General features: G+C 43.4%; 24 protein-coding genes and 1 riboswitch. Of the genes, 12 read left to right on the top strand and 12 right to left on the bottom strand.

All coding sequences use genetic code 11. The features are described from left to right. Nucleotides 1–22: 22 nt before the first annotated feature. Nucleotides 23–400, top strand: a complete 378-nt coding sequence (locus G8O23_RS08730) for a RidA family protein (RefSeq protein WP_166363847.1) — start codon at nt 23–25, stop codon at nt 398–400. A 68-nt stretch (nt 401–468) separates the two neighbouring features. Here the strand turns inward: G8O23_RS08730 and rplI are convergent, their stop codons facing one another. From rplI to rpsF, 3 genes are read right to left on the bottom strand one after another with little or no spacing between them, the layout of a single operon-like run. Continuing rightward, nucleotides 469–915: a 50S ribosomal protein L9 gene (gene rplI / locus G8O23_RS08725; RefSeq protein WP_166363845.1), complete on the bottom strand. Its 447-nt coding sequence runs from the start codon at nt 913–915 to the stop codon at nt 469–471. A gap of 18 nt (nt 916–933) precedes the next feature. After that, complete coding sequence (gene rpsR, locus G8O23_RS08720) at nt 934–1,203, bottom strand: 30S ribosomal protein S18 (protein WP_166363843.1); 270 nt, start codon at nt 1,201–1,203, stop codon at nt 934–936. Nucleotides 1,204–1,206: 3 nt separating this feature from the next. Beyond that, complete coding sequence (gene rpsF, locus G8O23_RS08715; RefSeq protein ID WP_166363841.1) at nt 1,207–1,557, bottom strand: 30S ribosomal protein S6; 351 nt, start codon at nt 1,555–1,557, stop codon at nt 1,207–1,209. A gap of 145 nt (nt 1,558–1,702) precedes the next feature. On the opposite strand from rpsF, the gene G8O23_RS08710 reads away from it, so the two are divergent. Then, a complete protein-coding gene (locus G8O23_RS08710; RefSeq protein ID WP_166363839.1) occupies nt 1,703–1,924 on the top strand; it encodes a (2Fe-2S)-binding protein in 222 nt (73 codons plus the stop codon). On the opposite strand, the gene G8O23_RS08705 is transcribed toward G8O23_RS08710, so the two are convergent. Both G8O23_RS08705 and G8O23_RS08700 read right to left on the bottom strand, forming a co-directional pair. Then, complete coding sequence (locus G8O23_RS08705; protein ID WP_166363837.1) at nt 1,925–2,797, bottom strand: transglutaminase-like domain-containing protein; 873 nt, start codon at nt 2,795–2,797, stop codon at nt 1,925–1,927. It abuts the gene before it with no gap. A 13-nt stretch (nt 2,798–2,810) separates the two neighbouring features. Further along, nucleotides 2,811–3,683 carry a nucleoside phosphorylase gene (locus G8O23_RS08700; protein WP_166363835.1) on the bottom strand — a complete coding sequence of 291 codons (873 nt, stop codon included), beginning with the start codon at nt 3,681–3,683 and terminating at the stop codon, nt 2,811–2,813. Between the two features lie 221 nt (nt 3,684–3,904). Here G8O23_RS08700 and G8O23_RS08695 point away from each other — a divergent pair, with 221 nt between their 5' ends. Beyond that, nucleotides 3,905–4,720 carry a prohibitin family protein gene (locus tag G8O23_RS08695; protein ID WP_166363833.1) on the top strand — a complete coding sequence of 272 codons (816 nt, stop codon included), beginning with the start codon at nt 3,905–3,907 and terminating at the stop codon, nt 4,718–4,720. An 11-nt stretch (nt 4,721–4,731) separates the two neighbouring features. Beyond that, entirely contained in the window at nt 4,732–5,193 is a 462-nt protein-coding gene (locus G8O23_RS08690; RefSeq protein WP_166363831.1) for a DUF4293 domain-containing protein, read from the top strand. A gap of 60 nt (nt 5,194–5,253) precedes the next feature. Here the strand turns inward: G8O23_RS08690 and pyrI are convergent, their stop codons facing one another. The 4 genes from pyrI to G8O23_RS08670 form a co-directional block, all read right to left on the bottom strand. Continuing rightward, complete coding sequence (gene pyrI, locus G8O23_RS08685; RefSeq protein WP_166363829.1) at nt 5,254–5,709, bottom strand: aspartate carbamoyltransferase regulatory subunit; 456 nt, start codon at nt 5,707–5,709, stop codon at nt 5,254–5,256. Nucleotides 5,710–5,727: 18 nt separating this feature from the next. Beyond that, on the bottom strand, nt 5,728–6,636 hold the full coding sequence (pyrB, locus tag G8O23_RS08680; RefSeq protein WP_166363925.1) for an aspartate carbamoyltransferase: 909 nt from the start codon (nt 6,634–6,636) through the stop codon (nt 5,728–5,730). A gap of 81 nt (nt 6,637–6,717) precedes the next feature. After that, on the bottom strand, nt 6,718–7,332 hold the full coding sequence (locus tag G8O23_RS08675; RefSeq protein ID WP_166363827.1) for an IMPACT family protein: 615 nt from the start codon (nt 7,330–7,332) through the stop codon (nt 6,718–6,720). A 5-nt stretch (nt 7,333–7,337) separates the two neighbouring features. Beyond that, the gene (locus G8O23_RS08670; RefSeq protein ID WP_166363825.1) at nt 7,338–8,222 is read right to left on the bottom strand and encodes a DMT family transporter; all 885 of its coding nucleotides are present in this window, start codon (nt 8,220–8,222) and stop codon (nt 7,338–7,340) included. Nucleotides 8,223–8,568: 346 nt separating this feature from the next. On the opposite strand from G8O23_RS08670, the gene G8O23_RS17625 reads away from it, so the two are divergent. Then, nucleotides 8,569–10,800, top strand: a complete 2,232-nt coding sequence (locus G8O23_RS17625) for a SpoIIE family protein phosphatase (protein ID WP_166363823.1) — start codon at nt 8,569–8,571, stop codon at nt 10,798–10,800. Nucleotides 10,801–10,957: 157 nt separating this feature from the next. Here the strand turns inward: G8O23_RS17625 and G8O23_RS08660 are convergent, their stop codons facing one another. Next, on the bottom strand, nt 10,958–11,284 hold the full coding sequence (locus G8O23_RS08660; protein WP_166363821.1) for a hypothetical protein: 327 nt from the start codon (nt 11,282–11,284) through the stop codon (nt 10,958–10,960). Between the two features lie 140 nt (nt 11,285–11,424). Then, nucleotides 11,425–11,528, top strand: a riboswitch (SAM riboswitch). Nucleotides 11,529–11,818: 290 nt separating this feature from the next. Between G8O23_RS08660 and G8O23_RS08655 the strand changes: the two genes are divergently transcribed. The 5 genes from G8O23_RS08655 to G8O23_RS08635 all read left to right on the top strand — a co-directional run bounded on the left by G8O23_RS08655 (nt 11,819) and on the right by G8O23_RS08635 (nt 20,462). Beyond that, entirely contained in the window at nt 11,819–13,105 is a 1,287-nt protein-coding gene (locus tag G8O23_RS08655; protein WP_166363819.1) for an O-acetylhomoserine aminocarboxypropyltransferase/cysteine synthase family protein, read from the top strand. A 99-nt stretch (nt 13,106–13,204) separates the two neighbouring features. Beyond that, nucleotides 13,205–14,239 (top strand): homoserine O-acetyltransferase family protein, encoded by a 1,035-nt coding sequence (locus G8O23_RS08650; RefSeq protein WP_166363817.1) that lies wholly within the window; start codon nt 13,205–13,207, stop codon nt 14,237–14,239. Between the two features lie 195 nt (nt 14,240–14,434). Next, nucleotides 14,435–15,640 carry a homoserine dehydrogenase gene (locus tag G8O23_RS08645; protein WP_166363815.1) on the top strand — a complete coding sequence of 402 codons (1,206 nt, stop codon included), beginning with the start codon at nt 14,435–14,437 and terminating at the stop codon, nt 15,638–15,640. A 108-nt stretch (nt 15,641–15,748) separates the two neighbouring features. After that, a complete protein-coding gene (gene metH / locus G8O23_RS08640) occupies nt 15,749–19,408 on the top strand; it encodes a methionine synthase (protein ID WP_166363813.1) in 3,660 nt (1,219 codons plus the stop codon). A gap of 100 nt (nt 19,409–19,508) precedes the next feature. Continuing rightward, nucleotides 19,509–20,462 carry a methylenetetrahydrofolate reductase gene (locus G8O23_RS08635; protein ID WP_166363811.1) on the top strand — a complete coding sequence of 318 codons (954 nt, stop codon included), beginning with the start codon at nt 19,509–19,511 and terminating at the stop codon, nt 20,460–20,462. A 92-nt stretch (nt 20,463–20,554) separates the two neighbouring features. Here the strand turns inward: G8O23_RS08635 and G8O23_RS08630 are convergent, their stop codons facing one another. Beyond that, a complete protein-coding gene (locus G8O23_RS08630) occupies nt 20,555–21,388 on the bottom strand; it encodes a DUF3108 domain-containing protein (RefSeq protein WP_166363809.1) in 834 nt (277 codons plus the stop codon). Nucleotides 21,389–21,499: 111 nt separating this feature from the next. Between G8O23_RS08630 and G8O23_RS08625 the strand changes: the two genes are divergently transcribed. Continuing rightward, nucleotides 21,500–23,281 carry a chloride channel protein gene (locus tag G8O23_RS08625; protein ID WP_166363807.1) on the top strand — a complete coding sequence of 594 codons (1,782 nt, stop codon included), beginning with the start codon at nt 21,500–21,502 and terminating at the stop codon, nt 23,279–23,281. 12 nt (nt 23,282–23,293) lie between these two features. On the opposite strand, the gene G8O23_RS08620 is transcribed toward G8O23_RS08625, so the two are convergent. After that, nucleotides 23,294–23,980 (bottom strand): Crp/Fnr family transcriptional regulator, encoded by a 687-nt coding sequence (locus G8O23_RS08620; RefSeq protein WP_166363805.1) that lies wholly within the window; start codon nt 23,978–23,980, stop codon nt 23,294–23,296. A 608-nt stretch (nt 23,981–24,588) separates the two neighbouring features. Here G8O23_RS08620 and glyA point away from each other — a divergent pair. After that, the gene (glyA, locus tag G8O23_RS08615; RefSeq protein ID WP_166363803.1) at nt 24,589–25,869 is read left to right on the top strand and encodes a serine hydroxymethyltransferase; all 1,281 of its coding nucleotides are present in this window, start codon (nt 24,589–24,591) and stop codon (nt 25,867–25,869) included. Nucleotides 25,870–25,996: the final 127 nt, after the last annotated feature.

The following is a 25,996-nucleotide window of genomic DNA, read 5'->3' as shown; positions in this document are numbered from 1 at the left end:
AAACCCCAAACAATTAATTAGTATGAAGAAAATAATTAATACCGAAAAAGCACCTAAAGCGGTAGGCCCATATAGCCAAGCCGTTGAAGCAGGTGGACTAGTATTCATTTCGGGTCAAATTCCTGTTGTACCCGAAACTGGGAAAATTATTGAGGGTGGTATTGCTGAGCAAACCGAGCAGGTTCTCAAGAATATGGGCGCCATCCTGGCAGAAGCTGGACTTGGCTACGAGAATGTTGTAAAAACTACCTGCCTACTCAACGACATGGACAATTTTGTTCCCATGAACGAGGTTTACGCCAAGTACTTTACCGAGAAAATGCCTGCGCGAGCTGCATACGGAGTGGTAAAACTTCCCCTAGGTGTACTTGTTGAAATAGAAGCTATTGCTGTTCGATAACGAACGGTTTATCAAACAAAAAAGGCCTCGAATCCGAGGCCTTTTTTGTTATGTAAAAGTTACAGCGATTACTCCGCTACAACTTCAAACTCAATGCTAACTTTCACCTCACGGTGAAGCTTAATTTCGGCAGTGTAAGAGCCAACCTCTTTAATCTGCTCCTCCTTGATAAGGATAACTTTTCTATCGATATCGAAGCCTTTCTCCTTCAACGACTCAGCTATCTGAATAGTGTTAACCGAACCAAAGATTTTTCCAGTGGTGCTAGTTTTTGCGCCAATGGTAAGCTTAAGCCCTTCGAGCTTTTGAGCAATGGCTTCAGCATCGCCCTTAATTTTAGCCTCTTTGTGAGCTCGCTGGCGAATGTTCTCGGCTAAAACTTTCTTTGCCGACTCGGTGGCAGCAGTTGCATAACCCTGTGGTATAAGGTAATTGCGTGCATAACCATCCTTTACAGTGATGATATCGTCTTTGTGGCCAAGTGTGGCTACGTCTTGTTTTAGTATAATTTCCATCGCTTTGTTCTCCAGAGTTTATTTCAACAAATCGGTTACAAATGGCAGCAATGCCAAATGGCGTGCCCTTTTCACAGCGGTGGCAACTTTACGCTGATACTTAAGCGAGGTTCCGGTAAGGCGACGAGGCAGGATACGACCTTGCTCGTTTAGGAACTTCTTAAGAAATTCAGGATCTTTATAATCAATGTACTTAATACCATTCTTCTTGAAACGGCAGTACTTCTTCTTCTTGATATCTACGGTTGGGGGTGTAAGATATCTAATTTCGCTCTGATTCTGTGCCATGTTTTACTCCTCCTTCTTTTGTTGTTCAACCTTTGATCTCTTCTTCTGGGCATACTCAACAGAATGCTTATCCATACGGAAGGTTAAGAAACGAATAACGCGCTCGTCACGACGGTACTGAATTTCTAGTTTGTCGATCAGATCGCCAGGAGCCTTAAACTCAATGAGGTAGTAAAATCCTGTGGATTTTTTCTGAATGGGGTAGGCCAATTTCTTTAGTCCCCAGTTCTCTTCGTGTACTATTTCACCGCCATTGCCGGTGATTACACCTTTGAACTTGTCAACCGCTTCCTTCATCTGGGCCTCAGACAAAACGGGAGTAGCTATGAAAACGGTTTCGTACTGATTTAACATAGTTTAAACGATTTGGTTAATGTTTATAATTAGCCCGCAAAAGTACATCTTTTTCACTATTACACAAAAGATTTCGGCTTATTTTTTACTCTACAAATGTATTTACTATACTTGCATCCTGTAAACAGCAAACATTCGTTACACCATGCACAAGGTTTCAAAGTTTATTTGCCAATGCAAGTCGGTTACCCCTGCCGAGATAAAATCATCGGTTAGAAGGAGTGGCGCCAGATCGATACTGGATGTACAAAACCTAACACGAGCCACAACTGGTTGTGGGAGGTGTAAGCCGCTTGTAATGGAGTTGATTGAGGTAGAACTTGAAAAAATCAACTCCAAGGGAATGCAGCTCAGGATTGACTTTTAGCTACTGCTTATGCAGAATATCGAGCAACAACTTCAAATCATCAATCTTACTGGTTTGCCCCAATTTTTGAAACGACAAAAGTAAGCTCCCCAAAAGCTGGGATATGGCGCTGCAATTTGTGCAGGGTAAAAAGTATTCCTCCTTAGGTGGTATCTTATTCTGCGAGAGGAACTGCTCAATATCTTTCCGGGCTAGCACAGAGCCTTGGTTAAATGGATTAATGTAGAAGAGGATGGATTGCTCAACCTCACCCCCACCAGCAGTATGTCCGTACCTGTTCTTATAGGCTACCAAAAAGTTTCGAGGAAGGCTTACCGGATATATTGGCAACCCAAGGCGTTGAGCTACAAGCGAGTAAAAGATTGAGATGAGCACTGGGCCACCCTTTTTGGTCTCAATAAGCTGATTGATGAAATGGTTTTGGGGTGCAAAAAAGTTATCGGCATTGCCTGCAAACCCACATGAAGCGAACAGGATATGGTTAAGCACCTTCACCTTTTCAAGAGCCGTTAGGCTCTCGTTCAGCTCCATCCATACCTTTTGCTTAAGCTTATCGATGTAGCTTTCAACAACCTCGTACTCAATATCGGGGTACTGATACTGAGCTACATATACTGCACCTGCAAGCAAGTCGCTACATCCTGTGGCTACCCAGTCAGCCAAGTTTCGTTTGGCGGTGTTTAGCTGAATTTTATGGAGAATATCCTCCACTCGACTCTGCAGTATGTCGCTATCGGAAACTTCCCAAGCCTGCTCAAGCAATGGCACCAAAGGTATGCCTTCGGTTACCAACTTGTTGGAGATAGACTTATACACCTCCTGATCGGGATCCTCTAGTAAGGAAACAAGAGCGGCAAACTCTTTGGGCCTCATTCGCTAGCGGTTTTTACCGGGTTAAACGGATAAGCGTTTGCTCAATTAGTCGTTTAATATGTGGCTTATAATCGGACGATGCGGTCTTATTTACCCTGTTTGCAATAATAGCGCACATGGTTACAGATTTATGCCCCAACAACAACGACAATCCGTTGATAGCAGAGCTCTCCATTTCGAAGTTGGTGATTTTTTGACCACTGAAGTCAAATGTTTCGATACTATGGTTCAAGCTGCTGTCGGCCAGGGGTAATCTAAGTACGCGCCCTTGGGGGCCATAGAAGCCAGGGGCAGATATGGTAATGCCTATGCGTGCCATATCCTTAAACATATCTACCAAGTCGGGGTGTGAGTGGACAAAGTAGGGCTTGGCGCAAAGGGTATTCCAGTTGGTATGCTTAATAAAGGCTTCCTCCATAACTAAATCGCTCACCTGGTTACGACCCTTATAAAAATTAAGCAGGCCATCGAAACCTATGGCAGTACCTGTTAGCACAAAGCTATCAACATCAATATCTGCTTGCAGGGCGCCAGATGTTCCCAACCTCACCAAGGTTAGCTGTCGTTTCTCGGGTTTTTCTTGCCTTGTCTGCAAATCGATGTTCACCAGAGCATCCAGCTCATTAACAACTATGTCGATATTGTCGGTACCTATACCGGTTGACACAACACTTATCCTCTTATCATTAAAAAAACCGGTTACGGTTTTAAACTCCCTATTGGTAACGCTGAACTCAACCTTACTGAAAAACGAAGCAACAGTATCGACCCTACCAGGGTCGCCAACAAGCAGAATGGTATCGGCTACATCCTGTGGGCGTAAATGCAAATGAAAAATGCTTCCATTCGGGTTGATTATCAGCTCTGATGGTTCAATAATTCTCATAATGTCCTCCTATTTTAACACTGCTAAAGTAAATAAATTTCGGTAACAACAAATTTTAGGAGTTAATTTTTAAACGCTAGGATACCATCTATAACAGCATTATCAGCCACTTACGTAGATGAGGGTAAGATAGCTATTCGCACACCTCTATTCTAATCAAATATCATATCTTTGTAGGGTTAAACACTGAATTAATTTTGAAACCTAAAAACAATATCACAATGAAACAAAACAAGCAAATCATTATTATCATTGGGGTGGTTGCCCTAATCGTTCTGCTACTTTTCAGTAGCCGTATGTTCCATATTATCCAACCCGGCGAACGTGCTATCATCTTCAGACCTTTTACCAGTGGACTAGACAAGGAGGATATCAAAATCCCAGGATTTTACATTATTGCGCCCTGGAACGACCTGCACGTATACGATGTAAAGGAGCAAAAAGCCGAGGAAACCATGGATGTGCTCGATAAGAATGGCCTTAAGGTAATTATTGACATATCCGTTAGGTTTAACCCTATTTACGATAAGATTGGTTTCCTCCATGAGGTTTTTGGCAAGTACTACATAAATCAGCTAGTAATCCCAGAGGTTCGCTCATCGGTTAGGCAGGTTACAGGACGTTTTACCGCCGAGGAGATCTACTCGACCAAACGTAGCGAAGTGGAGCAAACCATTATTGAGGAGACAAACAAGATTTTAACCAGCAACTACATCGATATGAGGGCGTTGCTAATTAGGAGTATAAATCTACCTGCCCAGATTCAACAAGCCATTGAGAGTAAGCTAACCCAAGAGCAAGAGTTTTTAGCGTATCAGTTTAAGCTTGAAAGGGAAAAAAGCGAAGCAGAACGTAGGCGCATTGCTGCCGAAGGTGAATCGCGTGCTAACCAGATAATCAACAACAGCTTAACAACCAACCTGCTTAAGATGAGAGGGATTGAAGCCACTGCAGCGCTCGCAAACTCGCCCAATACCAAAGTTATTGTTGTGGGTAGCGGAAAGGATGGGCTACCAATTATTCTTGGCGGTAACTAAATATTTTTTTTATGATTCAAAGGATTCAAACCGTATTCCTTCTTATTGCTACCATCCTAATGGTATTCGTAGTTTTTATGCCCGTTGCGCATATTATTGGCACTGCTGATGGAACAATTTACGAGTTAGGGTTTAAGGGTCTGATTGGAAATAGCGATTCTGCTCCTGAGTTTGGCTCTATGCCCATGTCCATTTTAATAGGATTATGCTTAGGGCTTTGCGTGGCAACCATTTTTCTATTTAAGAAAAGGATGCTGCAAATTCGGCTAAGCGTAGTAAATATTGTTTTACTCCTAGGGCTCATGGGCTTGATGTACTACTATGTTCGATCAGCTCAGTCGATGGTTGATGGGGCTACCTCCTACTCCATAATATTTATGTTCCCGCTTGCAGCTGCAATTTTAGTTTTCCTTGCCCTTAGAGCAATTGCCCGCGATGAGGCATTGGTTCGGAGCCTAGATAGATTGCGGTAAATATAGCTTGACTGAATAGTAAAATAAAAAAACCCGAGCAGTACTCGGGTTTTTTTCATCCTACAAATAAACCATATGCTCCTGGTCGGTAATTTTCTCACAGTAGTGGCACTTTAAAGCCACTGACTGCTTATCGATGACATTAAATTTTGTTTTAATGGCTTCCACATTGGTGATGCATTTCGGATTTACGCATTTCACAATACCCGTTATGCTCTCGGGAACCTCAACAACCTGTTTCTCAACAACATTAAAATCTTTAATAATATTTAGCTTGGCATGGGGAGCAACTAGGGCAATCCTATTAATCTCGTCACGCTCAAAAAACTTGTTAGCTATCTTAATAATAGCCTTTTGGCCAAGCCTTTGGCTTTCCATATTGGTTCCAAATGTAATCAGGTTATCTATTCTCTCTAAACCAAGTATAGATATGACCTTGAATAAATTTTGTGCTGGGATATGATCGATTACCGTACCATTCTCTATAGCGCTTACGCTTAGTTTCATCTCTTTCATCGCTTGTAGTTTTATCGATTATAATAAACCAAGAATTTGTGACATTATTGACATACGGGTATACACCCCATTTAACGCTTGTGGAAAGTAGTATGCTTTTGGGCTAGTATCCACATCGGTATGTATTTCATTTACTCTTGGTAGTGGGTGTAGCACACGCATGGTTGGTTTCGTATTCCCAAGCATCTTGTTCCTTAGTACATAAACATTTTTTACCTTTTCGTACTCCAACGGGTCGGAAAAACGCTCACGCTGTACACGGGTCATATAGATTATGTCTGCCTTATCGAGGTTCTCGTTCAAATCGATCTGCTCGTAATACTTAAGCCCTTGGCTGTCCAAAAACATTTTGTACTCGTTGGGCATTTTTAGTTCATTGGGCGAAACAAAGGTAAATGTTGCCCCAAACTGGCTCATAGCCATCATCAGCGAGTGCACGGTACGGCCATACTTTAGGTCGCCCACTAAAAAGATGTTGAGGTCTTGAAGCGTCCCCTGGGTCTTGCGTATTGAGTACAAGTCGAGCAGAGTTTGGGTAGGGTGCTGGTTGGCTCCATCGCCAGCGTTGATTATGGGAACTGGTGATACCTCGCTGGCATACCGTGCACTCCCCTCAATAGGATGGCGCATGACAATAAGATCCGAATAGTTGGCTACGGTAAGGATGGTGTCCTTTAGGCTTTCACCTTTCGATACCGAAGTACTGGCCGCCTCCGAGAAGCCAATTACACGCCCCCCCAGACGGCTAACGGCACTCTCGAAGCTCAAGCGGGTGCGGGTTGAGGGTTCGAAGAAAAGGGTGGCAACTACAGTTTTGCTAAGAATATCCTGTATAGGATTTTTCTCAAATTCCTCAGCCAAATCGAGGATCTTAATGATCTCCTCCTTGCTTAGATCATTAATCGCTACCAAGCTTTTGTTTTTCATCATCGTTCAAGTTTTATAGTTATTGTAAGGGTCAAAAAAAATTTCAAAAAAAAGCCTCGTTACTAAACGAGGCGAAAATGGCTAATCGGTTCTTAAGTACTCAGCAACGGCCGAGTCAATCTTATCAATCTTATCTAGCACCATCGATATTTTGCCCTGCCTAATGCCAACAGTGACAGCACAGCTGGAATCGAATTGCTGAGCAAGCACTGGTAACTCCTCCTCCTTTATTAATCGCATCACCTCATTGGTTGCTGGGTAGGCAAACGTTATGCTGTAGATATCATTCACCGTGCGCTCTACTAGCTCATTGGCATCAAGCGCTTCGGAGGCAGCAACTTTGTAGGCGTTTATTAACCCCGATACGCCAAGCTTGGTTCCCCCAAAGTACCTAATCACCACCACTAGGGTATTGGTTAGCTCACGGCTTAGTATCTGCCCATAAATAGGCTTTCCTGCTGTGCTCGATGGCTCACCATCATCATTGGCACGCCAGCTCTGGCCATCGTACCCAATAACGTAGGCGTAGCAATGGTGGCGGGCATCATGGTAGTGCTTTCGGAGTTCGGCAAGAATCTCCTTCACTTCTTCCTCTGTGGATACGGGATACGCCAAGGCAATAAACTTGCTCCCCTTCTCCTTGTATAGCCCTTCCGATTGCCGTGCAACTGTTTTATATGTATCCTTTTGCTCCATAAATATTAGCTTGTTGCCAAAACTGCTATAGATACGCCCGAAAGGGCAATTCCTAGCCAGTTAATTTTTGAGGGTCGCTCCTTATATATCAGAAATCCAATAATTACGCTTAGCACAACTATTCCAATGTTGTTTATTCCGAAAACAACCGACCCCATAGCCTGCTGTCCGGTTTTTATATCTATATGATTTAAAGCGAGCAGAAGGAAGTATATAGAACCAAAATTGGCAACCCCTAGTAATGCCCCTAACACCCAGGTTTTAAATTTAATGATACTTTTCTGCGCTGGCTTATTAAAGGGTAGTATTACCAAACCTACCACTAAGGCGTATGCAAATACAACGGTAGAGAATGTAGAGGCTAACTCGCCGGTGATGTAGGCCGACTGGGCATACTTAACAAAGGAATCGACCACACCCATACCTATAAAGAGAAACGCTGGCAGGAGAATTGCTTTTGAACTAATTGATTTTCCACTCTTTTTATAAACAGTGAGAAAAACAGAAGTTAGCGCTAGAAAAATCCCTAGCAACTTAAGCGTATTAATGGAGTCGTTGGCATCGTACCATATGGAAAAGGTGATGGGAAAAACCACCGACATCTTAACAGCAACTGTGGTAACGGCAACCCCGGCCTTCTGCGTGCTTTTGGCAATTACGTAAAACATTACAATGAACATAACCCCAACCAGTAAGGCTATGGGCATCCAATTTTGAGTGAAAACATCAAAAGTAATGGGGCTACTATTGCTCAAAAAAAAACCTGCTAGGCAGGCTACAATATAGTTGATTACAATGGCACTGAAGGTGAAAACCCGATGACGGTCGATAAGCTTAAAGACCACGTAAATTGAAGCAGAGGATAGAATACTTAATACTAAAAATATCATTCCTTAAAGTTTGGGTAAAATTAGTTTATTTTTTTTTCTCTGCAATCGAAAAAATACCGACTAAGCAGTATGTTTTAAAAAAGTTATTAACATCGTCACCATTCTCCAACCAAGTTTGCAAGTTACTTGCGCACCAACTTGTCTATCGATCTGAAGCGAAACATCACCCCCCACACGAAAGGATTTTGGATGATTGACTATTCCAATCTTACTATTGTAAGGTAGAAGTTTTTTAGCCAACAAGCTTAACAGCTAAAAGTGAAATGCATTATCTACTTCACATTGAATAAATTTGATAAATTTGTGCTTGCATAGTACCCAGCACGTTCAATAAAAATATCAACCTGTGATTAGAAAAGCTATTTGGTTCCTTATCATGCTAACAACCGGGGTTAATAACCCTGGCATTTGTGAACAACTCCCTGATCCTCATTACTACAACCTAAACTACCGAATGCTGGCGAGCATTGAACCACCTGGCAAATCGCTGGAGGAGATAAACATTGAGGTTTCGAGAGCACAGCGCCAGCGCGATGTCAAAGGACTCCATAATTTACTAATTAGCAAGGGCAAATACTTTGTAAATAGCCAGCAACTCGACGAGGCCCTTATCACCATTAACTCAGCCTACGTAAACTCACTAGAACAAAGTCTTGAGCATCAAATCCTAGAGGCTAGCACTCTCCTATCGAAAATCCATTTGGCCAAGGACCTTAGGATTGAATCGCTCGATTATCTTCACAAAGGCTTATCGCTTAGCGAACAGCTTAGGGATAGCGCTATGATAAGCTGGTATCTTCCGGTTACTGTACAGGTAGAGCTAGAAACCGGCAATATAGGTCGTGCCATGGAGTATGCACTAAAATCGAAAGCATACTTCGAGCAGAACCACGATACGCTAAGGCTAATCTATTCGTTGCTCCAGCTAAGCGCCATTCACAACCAGCTAGGGAATATCACTACATCGCAACGATGTATTGACATAACCAAAAGCCTGCTAGCTTCCCAAAAATGCAAATCATCTGATTATGCTAATGCTCACATAATTGTAGCGCAAGCTGAACTTTTTATCCTTGAGGATAAGCTTGAAGAAGCAAAACTTTGCTGCGATAGCGCCCTTGAAATTCTTCGCCCTCTGGATGAGATCAAAGCCCTAAGGCTTGAGGCTAAAATTGCCGAAATACTTTCAAAAAAGAAACTTTATGCTCAGGCCGAAAGCCTTTTAAAAAGAACGCTTGCCCAGCAACAGACTATTGGCGATTACACAGGCCAAGCATACGGATATCTATGCCTTGCAAACCTGCAAAAAAGCAATAGCCAATTTGCAAAAGCATCCACAAACTACAAGCATAGCCTATCCATAGCATCAAATGCAGGGCTTACCGATATTGTTCGGCAAGCATATAAGGGTATGTCGCAAGTTAACAATATGGTTGGCAATATTGTAAGTGCTTACACAAATATTAGCCACTACACACGAATTACCGATAGCCTTTTCAACGCACAAAAAATTAGCGAGGCTAACAAGCTTGAGGAACAAGCCACACACCGCAAACACCTAGAGGAAATCCATTTTAAAAACATTGAACTGGAACGTAGTAAAGAGCTTATAGGGCAACAAAAAAGGTGGCAGATTCTACTGGTGATAACAATTGGCCTTTTTATTGCCATTATAGCCCTTGCCGTTAGGGAGTACCTACATAAAAGAAGAGCCAATGATCTTCTAATTGCTCAAAAAAATGAGGTTGAAAAGCAAAAGAAACTCTCGGATAGAAAAACAAGGCATTTTACCGAAAGCTTGAACTATGCCCAGCGTATGCAAAAAGCTATACTCATGAGCTCGCATTCTCTCCCAAACCTATTTCCCGAGTCATTCACCATACTTATTCCCAAGGATATTGTTAGCGGCGACTTTTACTGGATTCAAGAAAAAGGCGACAGCGTTCTATTTGCTTTGGCCGATTGTACAGGGCATGGCGTTCCCGGTGCGCTAATGAGCGTGATTGGAGCCTACAGCCTAAACAAGGTGGTTAACGACCAAAGCATCAATAGTCCTGGGGATGTGCTATATCACGTTAATACGCTTTTCGAGCAACACCTTAAGCAAAGAGACCCTAACGAGATATTCGATGGTATGGACATTGCCCTGTGCTGTTTTAACCCGAAAACAAAGGAGCTAAAGTACTCAGGAGCAAACCTGCCGCTGTATATTTGCAGAGCCAATGAACAGCCCCAACCCACAAGTACAACTATTGCCAAGGGAAAGACCCATTCCCTGTATAGCGTAAGACCCACCAAGCAGCCCATAGGATCGTTCTACGAGAATAAAGCATTTGTAAACCACAGCATTTCGCTTCTGGAGGGCGACATTATTTACTTGTTTACCGATGGCTTTGCTGATCAGTTCGGTGGTCCTGAGAGGAGAAAATTTAAATCACTACAGCTATACAGGCTAATTTTAAGCCTAACCGAATTGCCGCTTGCAGAGCAAAAGACAACCCTTGAGGAAACATTTAATCAGTGGAAAGGTAATTTAACTCAGGTTGATGATGTGGGTTTCCTTGGCGTGAAGATATAATTAAACACTACTGACCGACTAATAAATATAGATTTAGCTTCGCTGCTACTTCATGGTCTCGCTTCCTGCCTGACTGCGTCATTCAGGCAGGCGCTCGAAATCTATCGCATTATTATCATTTTACAAAATACTTAGTCGGACACTAATGATAGTTAAACTAAAACCTTTTGTTAATTACTAGCAGGTAATCAACCATTAGTAAGAATATCAGAAAAAAATCAGCCTCTTGCCATCCGGCCACATTAAGAGCAATGGTAACAAGCATTAGGGTCACTACTATTCCACGGTATAGTCTAATAGGCGACTTATCCTCCTTTCGGCTCTTTACAATTGATACTAACCTGTATGTAAGGAATGGGGCAAAAGCCAAGTAGAAAAGAACAGTTCCTGCAGAATAGAAAAAAAACCGAATAATACCAGTAAACACCACTAATCCAGCAGTATACTCTATAACCTTACGCTCCGAAATCTTTTTCTGTCCCATATCACCTTTAATAGGGCACAAAAGTATAAGGAATTAGCTTATGTTGCTATTTTTTTTGCAATAGATCTGATTGTTTTTGTTTTTCCAAAAATGCATTATATTTGCATCGGTGTTTAACCACCCATCCCTTGCAAAAGGTTTGTTTATAAAGAAGAGCGGAGAGAACAGGCTCATTGATGCTCTAGCAACCTCAGCCATACAGGCAGAAAGGTGCTAAAACCTGCCCGATAGGGAGTTATAAATTAAAAACCAGAAATGAACACACAAACTTTCACACATCAGTTTTACGCCTTGTCCAATGCTGGACTAATTATTTCGTATATCCAACATAGGTTTTCATTCCTCTGTAGCAGTCAGAAAGGGTCCGCATGCTCCATGCGCGGCCAGCGCAGCTGGTAACCCTTTTGCCCCTTACTATTTACACTTAGTGGGTTTATCTCTATGCAATCCAAGGGATTGCAGGGGGCAACATATACATACTACACTGTTCATTCATCATTCTATATTATACATTTATCATTTTACATTTATAAGATGAGTACACAACATTACAAACACTACGAAACCCTCCAAATACATGCTGGTTATAATACCGACCCCACTACCCTATCGCAAACCGTACCGCTAAACCTAACCACAGCATATAGGTTTAAGGATAGTGCACATGCGCAACGACTTTTTGCACTGGAGGAGCAGGGCAACATATACAGCCGCCTAACCAACCCCACCACCGAGGTGCTAGAAAAACGAATCACAGCCCTCGAGAATGGGCTGGCCTCGCTAGTAGTATCATCGGGGCATGCAGCACAGCTAATAGCCTTCACAACCATACTCTCGCAAGGCGATTCGCTGGTGGCTTCGCCATACCTTTACGGTGGCACTTTTAACCAGCTAAAGGTTTACCTGAAAAACTTTGGCATAACCACTCGCTTTGCCAAAAGCGAAAAGACAGAAGACCTGGAGGCACAAATAGATGAAACCACCAAAGCAATATATGTTGAGACCATTGGCAACCCAGGTTTTTCGGTACCTGATTTTGATGCGCTAAGCAAACTGAGCAACAAGTACCAAATACCGCTAATTGTTGATAACACCTTTGCTGCTGCAGGTTACCTTTGTCGCCCCATTGAGCACGGTGCACATATTGTTGTGCAGTCGGCCACCAAATGGATTAACGGCCACGGCACGGCACTGGGCGGTGTAATTACCGATTCGGGTAACTTTAACTGGCGAAACGGGAAGTTTCCATTGCTATCGGAACCATCAGCGGGCTACCACGGGTTACGATACACCGAAGCGTTTGGCAATGCTGCCTTTATTGCCCGCGCTCGCTGCGAGGGGCTGCGCGACCTTGGCCCCTGCATAAGCCCTTTCAACTCATTTCTGATGATTCAAGGACTTGAAACGCTCTCGCTCCGTGCCGAGCGGCAATGCCAAAATGCGCTGGCATTGGCAAAATGGCTACAACAGCATCCTAAAGTAAAATGTGTAAACTACTTAGGTTTGCCCGAGCACCCATCGCACAATCTAGCTAAAAGATATCTGCGGAATGGATTTGGAAGTATGCTCTCCTTTGAAGTTGATGGTAACCTTGATGCAACCACTCGGGTGGTTGATAGTCTAAACCTTGTTAGCCACGTGGCCAACGTTGGCGATTCGCGCACGCTAATTATCCAACCCGCCAACACTACCCACCAACAACTAACTGAACAGGAACAGGTAGCAGCAGGCGTAACCCCTAGCCTACTTAGGGTATCGGTGGGTATTGAGCATATTGATGATATTATTGATGATTTTGAAAGTGCTTTTGGGAGGATATAATTTAAAAAAACGCTAAATCGCAAATACGCAAGACCAAAAGTATCTCAATCATAATATAAAATTAGCGACTTAGTGTCTTAGCATTTAAATCATAATGAAATGATAAAGAAAACCTACACCCACAAAGGAACATTCGCCCTAGAATCGGGTGAAACCCTAAACGACATAGAAATTGCCTACCATATATCCGAGGCGACAATTGACAGGACGAAACCTGTGATATGGATTTGCCACGCCCTCACCGCCAACTCCGATGCTGAGGACTGGTGGCCCGGAATGGTAGGAAAAGGGAAACTATTCGACCCCGATAAGTACACGCTGGTGTGCGCTAATATTCTTGGCAGCTGCTATGGTTCAACGGGTGCACTAAGCATAAACCCCGCAACCGGCAAGCAATGGCTCAACGGTTTTCCTTTGATAACCGTACGCGACTGGGCGAATTCCCATGAACTGCTCCGAGATCATCTAGGCATAGAAAAAATTCACCTTATTGCTGGTGGCTCCATTGGTGGGTTTCAAAGCATGGAGTGGGCCATAATGCATCCCAAAAGGTTTGAGCATATGATGCTAGTGGCTACCAGCTATATGCAAACGGCATGGGCGAATGCCATTAACGAAACCGAGCGTATGTCCATTGAGGCCGATTCTACCTTTTTCAACGGTGATCCCAATGGTGGTAAGGCAGGACTGGCCGCTGCACGCGGATTAGGACTTCTCTCTTACCGTGGATACGAGGCTTACAACCTTACCCAAAGTGAAAAGGATAACGAGCAGGTTGAAAACTTCAGGGCATCGAGCTACCAAAGGTATCAGGGTAAAAAGTTGGTCGATAGGTTCAATGCACATTGTTATCACTCCATAACACGCAGTCAGGATACGCACAATGTGGCACGTGGCCGAGGCAGTTTCGAGCAAGCATTTGCAAAGGTAACTGCCAAAACGCTTTGCGTTGGCATATCAACCGATATCCTTTTCCCTCCCATTGAGCAGAAACGGTTGGCAGAATACATTCCCAACGCTGTTTACGCCGAGATTGACTCTGACTTTGGACACGATGGCTTTCTTATTGAGAGTGAGCAGCTGAGTGGGATAATTACAAACGAACTACTAAACGCTAACTCGCCAAATCGCTAATAAAGATTTAGTGTCTTAGCGACTTTGCGTTAAAAACAAAAAGAAATGACAACAAGTACAAAACAAACCATAGGATTCTTGCTTGAGAGTGAGCAGCTGAGTGGGATAATTACAAACGAACTACTAAACGCTAACTCGCCAAATCGCTAATAAAGATTTAGTGTCTTAGCGACTTTGCGTTAAAAACAAAAAGAAATGACAACAAGTACAAAACAAACCATAGGACTTTTCGGATTTGGCGTGGTGGGCGAAGGCCTGTACAACGTGCTGCAGAAGAGTCCGACTACTAAAGCCATAATAAAATCTATTTGCATTAAGGAGCCTCAGAAAGAGCGCTCACTAGCCAAAGAAGCCTTTTGCACCGATTATAACACAATTCTAGGTGACCCCGAGGTTAACCTTGTAGTTGAGCTAATTAGCGACGCTGATGAGGCTTACAAGATTGTAAAATCAGCTATGCTATCGGGAAAAAGTGTTGTGTCAGGGAACAAAAAGATGCTAGCAAATAATCTTGAGGAACTGATTGAAATTCAGAATAAAAATGGTGTTGCGCTTTTATACGATGCTTCGGCCTGCGGTAGTATTCCCGTAATCAGAAATCTAGAAGAGTATTACGACAACGACCTCTTACTAAGCATAACAGGTATTCTTAACGGCTCATCAAACTACATCCTCTCAAAAATATTTAACGAGAACAGCTCCTACGAGCTGGCGCTGCGCAAGGCGCAGGAGTTGGGTTTTGCCGAGGCCGACCCAACGCTCGATGTGAGCGGACAGGACTCTCTAAATAAGCTGATAATCCTTGCTACCCATGGTTTTGGAACCATAGTTAACCCATCCGAAGTTTTTGTTTTGGGAATCGACAAGCTCAATAGCTTCGATATTCGGTTTGCAAAGGAAAAAGGGCTAAAAATAAAGCTGATTGCTCAGGCTACCAAAATAAACGGCAACTCGTTTAGCCTACTGGTAATGCCCAAGCTGGTTACAGCCGACGATTACATCTTTAATGTAGAAGATGAATACAATGGCGTAGTGATACAGGGCGAATTCTACGAAAAACAGTTTATGTTTGGCAAGGGGGCCGGTGGTTTTCCAACGGGTAGTGCGGTGCTCTCCGACATTACAGCCCGTATGCACGGGTACAAGTACGAATACAAAAAACGAAAGTACTTCGATAGTCCCCAGTTCACCAACGATGTGCAAATAAAAATATACCTGAGGTATAAAAACGTGATAGATTTTGAGCATTTCGATTTTGAGAGCATCGACGAGAAGTACACCAGCAAAGATTACAACTACGTTATTGGCACTATCAACCTAAAAAATCTACATAAGGTGCAGAAGTTGATATCGAAACTGGATGTTTTTGTGGCGTTTGTTGATATACCAGAAAAGGTATAATGAATGCTGAACAAGGAGTTACGTTTTTTTGATTTCGGAATTAATGTACCGAGCATATCCACTTCTTAAATCATCATACGTTAATCCTAATTCTATAATCAAACTGATATGTCAAGAAAAAAAGCACTAATCAAAATAGCATCCCAACGCATCCTTATTCTCGATGGGGCAATGGGAACTCAGCTGCAACGATATAGGTTAACCGAGGATGATTTTAGAGGAGACCAATTTAAAAATCACCCAAACAACCTAAAGGGCAACAACGATATATTATCTCTAACCCGCCCCAATGTGGTTGAGGAGATTCACCGAGCTTACCTTGAGGCGGGTGCCGATATTATTGAAACCAACACCTTTAATGCTACGTCAATAGCGCAAAGCGACTACGGAACTGAGCATCTGGTTTTTGAGATTAATAGAGTAGCGGCTCAGATTGCCCGTAAAGTTGCCGATGAGTTTACAACAGCAAACCACGATAAACCACGATTTGTTGCTGGCTCAATGGGGCCAACAAATCGCACGGCATCCATATCGCCCGATGTGAACAACCCAGCCTACCGAGCAGTAACATTCGACACCCTTGCCTATGCCTACAAAGAGCAGGCACTTGGACTAATAGAAGGCGGTGCAGATATTCTGCTGGTTGAAACAATCTTCGATACGCTTAACGCCAAAGCCGCGCTTTTTGCCATTGAGCAAGCCACTAGCCTTAAAAATGTTGATATTCCCGTAATGGTATCGGGAACAATTACCGATGCTAGCGGGCGTACCCTAGCGGGTCAAACCCTGCGGGCGTTTATCGAGTCGGTTAGCCATTACCCACTCTTTAGCATAGGGTTAAACTGCGCAATGGGTGCTGAGCAGCTAATATCATACATTGAGGAGTTAGCTGCAAACACCGAGTACTTTGTAAGCGCTCACCCCAACGCTGGGCTACCCAACGAGCTGGGCGAGTACGACCAATCGGCTCGCGAAATGGCCAACCTAATTGACCGAATGCTCAATAAAGGTTTGTTAAATATTGTGGGGGGTTGTTGTGGCACATCGCCCGAGCACATTAAGCACATAACCAAGGCAGTAGAGGGCTACAAGCCCCGTACAGCACCCAAAACGCCTAGGTACACCAGGCTTAGCGGTCTGGAGATACTCGAAATCCGTCCCGACACCAACTTTGTAAACATTGGCGAGCGCACCAATGTGGCTGGTTCTCGAAAATTTGCAAGACTAATAGCCGAAAACAAATACGAGGAAGCCATTGCCGTGGCTCGTCAGCAGGTAGATGGTGGTGCCCAAGTTATCGACATTTGTATGGACGATGCTATTATTGACGGCGAACGGGCTATGGTAACCTTTTTAAACTACCTTGCCTCTGAGCCCGATATTTGCAAAGTACCGTTCATGATCGACTCATCGCGATTTAGCATAATTGAGGCAGGGCTAAAATGCATACAGGGCAAGTGTATTGTAAACTCCATAAGCCTAAAAGAGGGCGAAGAAAAGTTTGTTGAGCAGGCCAAAATCATAAAAAGTTACGGCGCAGCCATGGTGGTTATGCTTTTTGATGAGAGCGGACAGGCCGACAACATCGAGCGTAGAATTGAAATTGCCCAACGGAGCTATAAAATCCTTACCCAAAAGGTAGGTGTAAATCCCTGCGACATAATTATCGACCCCAACGTTCTGGCCGTTGGAACGGGAATGAAAGAGCACGCCGACTATGCTGTTAGCTTTATTGAGTCGACGCAATGGGTAAAAGAAAACCTTCCTTATGTCAAGATTAGCGGAGGCGTTAGCAACCTATCGTTTGCTTTTAGGGGTAACAATACCGTTCGCGAGTCCATTCACTCCGTTTTTCTTTACCACGCCATAAAGGCTGGAATGGATATGGCCATTGTAAATCCATCGCAGCTTCAGGTTTACACCGAGATTGAGCCCAAGCTACTTGAGCTAGCTGAAGATTTGGTGCTAAACCGACGAGCAGATGCAACCGAAAGGCTTTTAATCTATGCTCAAAACGTAAAAGACGAGAGAATAGATAGCAGCAAGACCTTTGAGTGGCGAAGCTGGCCCGTTGCAAAACGCTTGGAACACGCGCTGGTTAAAGGCATTACAGAATTTATTAATGACGATGTAAACGCTGCGCTACAGACTTACAGATCGGCTCTTCAAATAATTGAAGAACCGCTAATGGATGGTATGAAAACCGTTGGCGAGCTGTTTGGCTCGGGTCGTATGTTTTTGCCACAGGTTGTAAAAAGTGCCAGGGTAATGAAAATGGCTGTGGGCATTCTCGAACCCATAATGGAACGGGAAAAGCAGTCGGTTTCGCGCGGCAAAATAATGCTTGCCACGGTTAAGGGTGATGTACACGATATTGGAAAAAACATTGTAAGCGTGGTGCTGGCCTGCAACGGATTCGAAATAATTGACCTTGGCGTTATGGTTCCTTGCGAAAAAATTATTGAAGAAGCCATCAATCACAAGGTCGATATTATTGGGCTTAGCGGGCTTATCACCCCATCGCTCGACGAGATAACCCACATAGCTTCCGAAATGGAGCAAAACCAGATGCAAATTCCGCTAATGGTAGGCGGTGCAACCACATCGAAATTGCATACGGCGCTAAAAATAAACAATAAATACAGCGGCGGAGTGATTCACATAAAGGATGCTTCGCAGGCAAGCGAGGTAGCCGTTAAGCTGCTATCGCCCAAACATAAAACCGATTTTTTAGAGCAGATTAACAACGAATATAACCATGCCATTGCTAAGCATACAGCAAAATCAACAACTCTTATATCGCTTGCCAATGCTCGTAATAATAGATTGGAGTACGGTAGCAACCAATATCAACCTAAAAAGCCTAAGTTTTTGGGTGTACAAACCTTCAGCAGCTACTCACTAAACGAGCTCAGGGAGTATATCGACTGGACATTCTTTTTCCATTCATGGGAAATTAAGGGAAAATATCCGCAAATACTTACCGATGCTGTTAAGGGAATCGAGGCTACAAAGCTTTTTAACGATGCCAATGCGCTACTCGGTAAAATCATTGAACAAAAATTGCTTACGGCCAATGGAGTTGTAGCCATTGTCCCAGCAGCATCGCTAGGCGATGATATTTTGGTTTACGAAGATGAGTCGAGAAAAAAAGTGCAACACATACTACCTCAACTCAGAAATCAACAACCAAAGGCCGATGGAGAACCAAACCTATGCCTAGCCGATTTTGTAGCACCAGCCAACTCGGGAACACCCGATTGGATTGGCTTTTTTGCCGTATCGACAGGTTTTGGTGCCAACGAGCTGGCAAACGGGTATGCCGCCCAAGGCGACGACTACAATGCGCTGATGGTAAAAATATTGGCGGACAGGCTAGCCGAGGCTTTTGCCGAAACTTTGCATAAAAAAGTGCGCCAAGAAGTATGGAGCTACGCCCCTAACGAACATTTTGGGCCAAACGAACTGCTCAAGGAGAAGTACCAAGGCATTCGACCCGCTCCGGGCTATCCGGCCTGCCCCGATCATAGGCAAAAGGCAACTATTTTTAGCATACTTAATGCGCAGGAAAATGCAAAAATACAGCTAACCGAGAGTATGATGATGATACCCGCCGCAGCGGTATCGGGATACTACTTTGCTCATCCGCAATCAAAGTACTTCGACGTTGGGAAAATTGACCAAGAGCAACTTGACGATTACTCTCAACGCATGGGCAGAGAGACTATAGAAACAGAAAAATTCATACCTAATAACATAGAACACTGATGACACTGATATTGCTGATTTTCGCAGATTACTAAAATAAATTTTATTCGTGTTCATCTGTTTAATCCGCGTCATCCGTGTTCTATAGAAATGATAAACAATGACAATTCCAGAACATCTAAATAACCTAAAGGGCTCGCCCCTTTCGTTCGAACTGCTTCCACCGGTTAAGGGAAGTAGCATCGATACCATCTTCTCAACCCTGGACCAGCTGATGGAGTTCGCCCCACCCTACATCAACATAACATACCACCGCGAGGAGCTAACATACCTTACCCAGAATGGAAAAAAAGTTCCAGCAGTTGTCCGTAAACGCCCGGGCACGGTGGGCATTGCAGCAGCTATAAAGGAGAAATACAGGGTAGATGTTGTGCCGCACATTATCTGTGGTGGCTTCTCGCAGCACGAAACCGAGGATGCGCTTATCGACCTCGATTTTTTGGGCATCCGTAACCTGCTTGTTCTCCGGGGCGATGGCGACAAAATTACTGGGCAGTTCGAACCTCATCATGAGGGGCACACCCATGCTATCGACTTGCTACACCAGATAATGAGGATGAACCAAGGCGATTACCTTGAGAGGTATATCGATAACCCCAGCCCAACACACTTCTCGGTTGGCGCTGCCGGCTACCCCGAGAAACATCAGGAATCGCCCAACCCCGATGCCGATCTTTTTCACCTCAAGCAAAAAGTTGATGCTGGCGCCGAGTACATTGTAACCCAAATGTTTTTTGACAATAACGTGTACTTCGACTTTGTGGATAGATGCCGAAAGGCAGGTATAACTGTGCCCATTATTCCGGGGCTAAAACCTGTTGCCATAAAGCAACATCAAAATATTTTACCTAAGATGTTTGGGGTTACTATACCCACTGAACTATCGAAAGCCATGAGCAGATGCGCTACCAATTCCGATGTGTGGCAGCTGGGGGTTGAATGGTGCACAGCGCAGGCAAAGGAGCTACTGGCAAACGGAGCACCGCTAATTCATCTGTACACCATGGGTAGAGCAAACAATATTGTTGAGATTGCGAAAGGAGTTTGCAATTAGTTTACTACTCAATCATAGTAATTAAACCTAATAATTTGTGCCGCTATATGTATGCGGCACAAATTACAAGTACTGTAAAACAAGGGAATTAACTAATTTACCTTTGAGGTTAGGTTGTACTTAAGGCCTTCCCAATTTAAAATACGAGCTTTAACTGTGCCAACTCTAATGGGAGACTCAATGTAGACTGGGATCCTATTCGCATCGTCGGTTACCCAAACGAAAAGGTACTGCCCCTCTTTAAACACATCGCCGGCAACAAGTTCAACCCTAAACTTTAGGGTACTAAATGTTCCTATGTTCTTAATTTTCTTAAGCTCACGTGTCATATAGGTGTAGCTAACATTGTACACCTCGCGGTCGAGCATCACATCAACGGGAAACGACTGGTTAGGGCTAAGGTTACTGAAATCTAGGTTGCGAGCAACGTATATTGCGGTTACCACATCGTAGGTACAAGGATTTACTGGCACTTCGTAAAAACGGTTCTCCCCTCCCCGCCTTCGGATACGAGCGTTTACCAATCCATTCTCCCAGTCGAAAACATACTCATTCTCCTTGGTATACCCCCCCTCGTTGATATCGCGATTAAAATATATTGGTTGAAGGCTGTTGGGGTCGACCCAAGACTCGTATATATCGCGAACCTTAAAAAAAACATCATAAAATGGATACGACATTCCATAGGTATGCAGATGTAATGCGTCCTGCCCAAACTTTTCATCCTGCTTAACAGTAAAGGTGGCCTCTCCCACATCTGTCCATATAAAAAACCATGTGTAGCTCAGCACATAGGTTAGCTGCTCGCCGGAGCCAAACGAATTGTTTTTAATGGCACAGCTAACCACCTCCTGCGAATAGATGCTTGAAGATACTATGCTCAAAAGCACTGTAAAAGTTATAATTGTTGGCCTTAACTTTTCCATAATTGCTAACTTACGGCAATAATAGAACCGATTTTTCAGAAAACAAAACAAAAGTTGTAGGTATGAACGTTAAGGTTTGCTAATTTTGCAACCCAAACCCAAATTCAAATAATGAAGGCAAAAATTCAGGATACGCTAAACTCATGGCTACATGCGCTGCAGAGGCTTGGTCAGCAGAGGTTAATCCTCATTCTGAGCGTAGTGGTTGGTATACTTAGCGGATTGGCAGCGGTTATACTGAAAAATACCGTATACCTGACCCGCGACTTGATTCAGCGTATTATGGAGCAAGGAACTCTTGGATTTCTATACCTAGCATTACCTGGCATTGGAATAATTATCACCGTTCTTTACATCAAGTACTTTGTTAAAGATGATATTGGGCATGGGGTATCGCGTATACTTTATTCCATCTCCAAAAAAGGAAGCAAGTTAAAACGACACAACACTTACACATCAATAGTATCGAGCACCGTAACCATTGGCTTTGGCGGATCGGTTGGTGCCGAGGCACCCATTGTGCTTACCGGAGCAGCCATTGGGTCTAACATAGGGCAGCTTTTTAAGCTTAACTACAAAACCATAACCCTAATGCTGGGTTGTGGAGCAGCTGCTGCCATTGCATCCATTTTTAAGGCTCCCTTGGCTGGCTTGGTTTTCACCCTAGAGGTTCTTATGCTAGATCTTACCATGGCCTCAATTGTTCCTCTCCTAATTGCTGCTGTTACCGCCACCACCATTTCGTACTTTTTGCTTGGACGAGAGGTAACCTTTGCCTTTGAGATTATTGAACCCTTTGCCCTATACAAAATCCCATTCTTTATTCTGCTGGGAATCTTTTGTGGGCTAATATCATATTACTTTACCAAAACTGCTATGCAGTTTGAGGGCCGTTTCACCAGCATTACCAATCCATACAAAAGGGTACTGGTTGGTGCACTGGTTTTAGGTCTACTAATATTTCTGTTCCCTCCGCTATACGGTGAGGGCTTTAACACGCTGCAATCGTTACTCGATGGTGAACCTTCGGCCATTCTCAACAACAGCTTGCTATATCCACTTCGTGATAACGTATGGATAGTTTTGGCCTCGTTGGCACTACTGCTCGTTTTCAAGGTATTTGCTATGGCTGCAACCACCGGAGCTGGAGGAGTGGGCGGTATATTTGCTCCAACGCTATTTATGGGAGGAGTAGCAGGGTATTTCATGGCAAAATTGTTGAACAATACCGTGGGCACATCGCTAAACGAGGGTAATTTTACGCTGGTAGGAATGGCGGGTATGATGGCTGGAGTGATGCATGCACCCCTAACAGCCATATTCCTTATAGCAGAACTAACGGGTGGCTACGCCCTCTTTATCCCCCTGATGATAACCTCTACCATTGCCTACATCACCATAATGTACTTTGAACCCCACTCAATTTACACTAAGCGACTTGCCGCGAGAGGCGAACTTATCACTCACCACAAAGATAAGGCAGTACTCACCCTACTGAGGCTTGGCAATGTGGTTGAAAAAGACTTTAGCGTTGTTCATTCAACTGACTCCTTGGGAAAACTGGTACGAACAATTAGCCAATCGCGAAGAAACATATTCCCAGTTGTAGATGAAGTGGATGAACTTATAGGCATAGTACTACTCGACGATGTGCGAGAGCTCATGTTCGACACCGATAAGTATGAATCAACTAAGGTAAAAGAACTTATGACCACCCCTCCTGAGTTCATCGTTATTGATGAACCCATGGAGAAGGTTATGGATAAATTCGAAACCACTGGAGCGTGGAACCTACCTGTTATTGATGGTGATAAAAAATACGTAGGGTTTGTGTCTAAGTCGAAAATATTTTCGGCTTATCGTAATGTGCTAGTTCAGTTCTCCGATGAGTAGCAACCAATGTCGTTAGCTATATCGGGTAATTTCTTCGAGCCTTTCGGGAGCCAAAATTTCAATGCTCTTTCCTGATATTTGTAAAATTCCCTCGGCATTAAACTCTGCCAGCACCCTAATCACATTCTCACGCGAGAAGCCGATCATATGCGATATTTCAAGCCGGCTTATCAGCAGTGCAAAGTTGTTCGACTTGTGAACCTTTGTTGATAGGTGTAATAGTAGCTTGGCAAGCCTTCCACGGATATTATTCTGAGCCGAGCTGGTTAGCTTCTCTAGCATCGGAGTAACAAAGGATTCGTTTCCGCACTTAATAATTTCTGAAGTCAGCTTTGAGTTTTTCTTCATTAGCTCTAGGATATCAGAAACAGGAATAAACACAACCTTGGCATCGGTTAACGTAACAATTGAGAACAAATGCTTATCAATTGTAAGCGTTAGGGGTAACCCAAGAAATTTCATACCACTATCAATATCGATAATAAAATCTCTTCGGCCTTCCTCAATCTCAAGCTTAACGTAACCATTTAGCAGGAACACCAAATGATGAGAGAATTCACCTCGTTTCACAATGGTTTCTCTTTTCCTGTAAGTAACCAAAGTGGTCTTGGTTAATAGCTCTAGCAAATCGTTCTTGGATACAACAGCTGTTAACCAATGATCCCCCAACAGTTGGTATATTTGATGATTCTGATCCATAGTAAAATATATTTATACGTTTAGATATATTAGTTGCTCAATAAAGTTAGTTTTGAACTATTAATTTTATACGGTTGGCACACCATAGGTTACCGTACATACCGGTATTTATGACCAAACGCACCATTACGGAAGGTTAATCCAACATATTTTTTGATAAACGAATTGAATAAATTTCATACAACCTAAGTTACGGCTGTATTTGCGATAGTGATTCCATCGCAAAATTAATGTATGAACAATTCCCCCACCATAATGAGTTGGAAACACCAGAAATAGATTTAAGCACCGGGTATGGCTACTCTAAACACTGACCTTCAAACATATAATATGATAAAATTATATTTTTCATCGGTGATTTTCACCACATAAAGTGAATATTGCAATTATCAATGGCGGACATTAAATGAGATGTCACTAACCTTTTACTACAAGTAATTATGGAAACCTAAGGGTTTGTGCCACGGAATAGAACCTTATGATTTGCATTAATCCCTGAAACATCGCTGAACCAAAAGTTTTTTTTGTATTGGCAGCTTAGGAACTATGCTTTATAATAGTTTTAACAACTCCATTAAAACTATTACTTTTACAAAAAAAATTTCGCTATGCAAAGAGATAATACAGTTTTCAACCTGATTGATCAGGAGAAACAACGCCAGATGCACGGCATTGAGCTGATAGCATCAGAAAATTTTGTAAGCCCCCAAGTGCTTGAGGCAATGGGGTCGGTTCTTACCAACAAGTATGCCGAGGGATATCCTGGCGCTCGCTACTATGGCGGATGCCAAATTGTGGACCAAACCGAACAGCTGGCCATCGATAGGCTTAAGGAACTTTTTGGCGCTGAATACGCCAACGTACAGCCCCACTCAGGAGCACAAGCCAATATGGCCGTATTCATGGCCGTTATGCAACCCGGCGATACTTTCCTAGGATTAGACCTGTCGCACGGTGGACACCTGTCGCACGGATCGCCCGTTAACATGTCGGGGATATGGTATAACGCCCTATCGTACGAGGTGAGCAAAGAAACCGAAACGGTTGACTACGACCAGATGGAGAAGATTGCCCTTGAGCACAAACCCAAGCTTATTGTTGGTGGTGCATCGGCCTACTCACGCGAATGGGACTACAAGCGTATGCGCGAGATTGCCGATAAAATTGGTGCAATCCTTATGATAGATATGGCACACCCTGCAGGGCTTATTGCTGCCGGACTGCTAGACAACCCCGTACAATACGCACATATTGTAACTTCAACAACTCATAAAACCCTACGTGGCCCACGTGGTGGTATTATCCTTATGGGTAAAGATTTTGAAAACCCCTGGGGACTAAAAACTCCTAAAGGGGTTACCAAGATGATGTCGCAAGTTCTAAACAGCAGCGTTTTCCCTGGTGTTCAGGGTGGTCCTCTTGAGCACGTTATTGCCTCTAAGGCCGTTGCCTTTGGCGAGGCTCTACAGCCCGAGTACAAAGAGTACCAAGCCCAAGTGAAGAAGAATGCTGCCGCCATGGCGCAAGCATTTATTAATAAGGGCTACAAGGTGGTTTCGGGTGGAACCGACAATCACTCCATGCTAATTGACCTAAGACCAAAATTCCCCGAAATAACTGGTAAAAAGGTTGAAAACACTTTGGTTATTGCAGATATCACCATCAACAAGAATATGGTACCTTTCGATTCTCGTTCTCCTTTCCAAACCTCAGGAATTAGGGTGGGAACTCCAGCTATTACAACCCGTGGCCTTAAAGAGGAACATATGGCTACCATAGTTGATCTGATTGACGAGGTTATCTCGAATATCGACGATGAGAAGGTTATCGCATCGGTTCGCGAGAAGGTAAATAAGCTAATGGAAGGATTCCCCTTGTTTGCTTGGTAACCATTCATAAATCACATATGCAAAAGCCTCTGGATAATTCCCCAGGGGCTTTTTTTATATTAAGAAGATAAACATCCTGATAAAAATTATTTTACCTTTGGAATTGATCAACCTTAAAACCAATACC

Origin of the sequence: Perlabentimonas gracilis (genome assembly GCF_011174675.1) — a bacterium.
Classification (GTDB): domain Bacteria; phylum Bacteroidota; class Bacteroidia; order Bacteroidales; family Tenuifilaceae; genus Perlabentimonas; species Perlabentimonas gracilis.
Note: the sequence above shows the minus strand (reverse complement) of the source record. Positions and strands in the feature narration are given on the sequence as shown.

What these genes read in the sequence shown, in the direction of transcription:
- G8O23_RS08730 (WP_166363847.1), top strand. Translation starts at nt 23, where the DNA reads ATGAAGAAAATAATTAATACCGAAAAAGCACCTAAAGCGGTAGGCCCA.
- rplI (WP_166363845.1), bottom strand. Translation starts at nt 915, where the DNA reads ATGGAAATTATACTAAAACAAGACGTAGCCACACTTGGCCACAAAGAC.
- rpsR (WP_166363843.1), bottom strand. Translation starts at nt 1,203, where the DNA reads ATGGCACAGAATCAGAGCGAAATTAGATATCTTACACCCCCAACCGTA.
- rpsF (WP_166363841.1), bottom strand. Translation starts at nt 1,557, where the DNA reads ATGTTAAATCAGTACGAAACCGTTTTCATAGCTACTCCCGTTTTGTCT.
- G8O23_RS08710 (WP_166363839.1), top strand. Translation starts at nt 1,703, where the DNA reads ATGCACAAGGTTTCAAAGTTTATTTGCCAATGCAAGTCGGTTACCCCT.
- G8O23_RS08705 (WP_166363837.1), bottom strand. Translation starts at nt 2,797, where the DNA reads ATGAGGCCCAAAGAGTTTGCCGCTCTTGTTTCCTTACTAGAGGATCCC.
- G8O23_RS08700 (WP_166363835.1), bottom strand. Translation starts at nt 3,683, where the DNA reads ATGAGAATTATTGAACCATCAGAGCTGATAATCAACCCGAATGGAAGC.
- G8O23_RS08695 (WP_166363833.1), top strand. Translation starts at nt 3,905, where the DNA reads ATGAAACAAAACAAGCAAATCATTATTATCATTGGGGTGGTTGCCCTA.
- G8O23_RS08690 (WP_166363831.1), top strand. Translation starts at nt 4,732, where the DNA reads ATGATTCAAAGGATTCAAACCGTATTCCTTCTTATTGCTACCATCCTA.
- pyrI (WP_166363829.1), bottom strand. Translation starts at nt 5,709, where the DNA reads ATGAAAGAGATGAAACTAAGCGTAAGCGCTATAGAGAATGGTACGGTA.
- pyrB (WP_166363925.1), bottom strand. Translation starts at nt 6,636, where the DNA reads ATGAAAAACAAAAGCTTGGTAGCGATTAATGATCTAAGCAAGGAGGAG.
- G8O23_RS08675 (WP_166363827.1), bottom strand. Translation starts at nt 7,332, where the DNA reads ATGGAGCAAAAGGATACATATAAAACAGTTGCACGGCAATCGGAAGGG.
- G8O23_RS08670 (WP_166363825.1), bottom strand. Translation starts at nt 8,222, where the DNA reads ATGATATTTTTAGTATTAAGTATTCTATCCTCTGCTTCAATTTACGTG.
- G8O23_RS08660 (WP_166363821.1), bottom strand. Translation starts at nt 11,284, where the DNA reads ATGGGACAGAAAAAGATTTCGGAGCGTAAGGTTATAGAGTATACTGCT.
- G8O23_RS08655 (WP_166363819.1), top strand. Translation starts at nt 11,819, where the DNA reads ATGAGTACACAACATTACAAACACTACGAAACCCTCCAAATACATGCT.
- G8O23_RS08650 (WP_166363817.1), top strand. Translation starts at nt 13,205, where the DNA reads ATGATAAAGAAAACCTACACCCACAAAGGAACATTCGCCCTAGAATCG.
- G8O23_RS08645 (WP_166363815.1), top strand. Translation starts at nt 14,435, where the DNA reads ATGACAACAAGTACAAAACAAACCATAGGACTTTTCGGATTTGGCGTG.
- metH (WP_166363813.1), top strand. Translation starts at nt 15,749, where the DNA reads ATGTCAAGAAAAAAAGCACTAATCAAAATAGCATCCCAACGCATCCTT.
- G8O23_RS08635 (WP_166363811.1), top strand. Translation starts at nt 19,509, where the DNA reads ATGACAATTCCAGAACATCTAAATAACCTAAAGGGCTCGCCCCTTTCG.
- G8O23_RS08630 (WP_166363809.1), bottom strand. Translation starts at nt 21,388, where the DNA reads ATGGAAAAGTTAAGGCCAACAATTATAACTTTTACAGTGCTTTTGAGC.
- G8O23_RS08625 (WP_166363807.1), top strand. Translation starts at nt 21,500, where the DNA reads ATGAAGGCAAAAATTCAGGATACGCTAAACTCATGGCTACATGCGCTG.
- G8O23_RS08620 (WP_166363805.1), bottom strand. Translation starts at nt 23,980, where the DNA reads ATGGATCAGAATCATCAAATATACCAACTGTTGGGGGATCATTGGTTA.
- glyA (WP_166363803.1), top strand. Translation starts at nt 24,589, where the DNA reads ATGCAAAGAGATAATACAGTTTTCAACCTGATTGATCAGGAGAAACAA.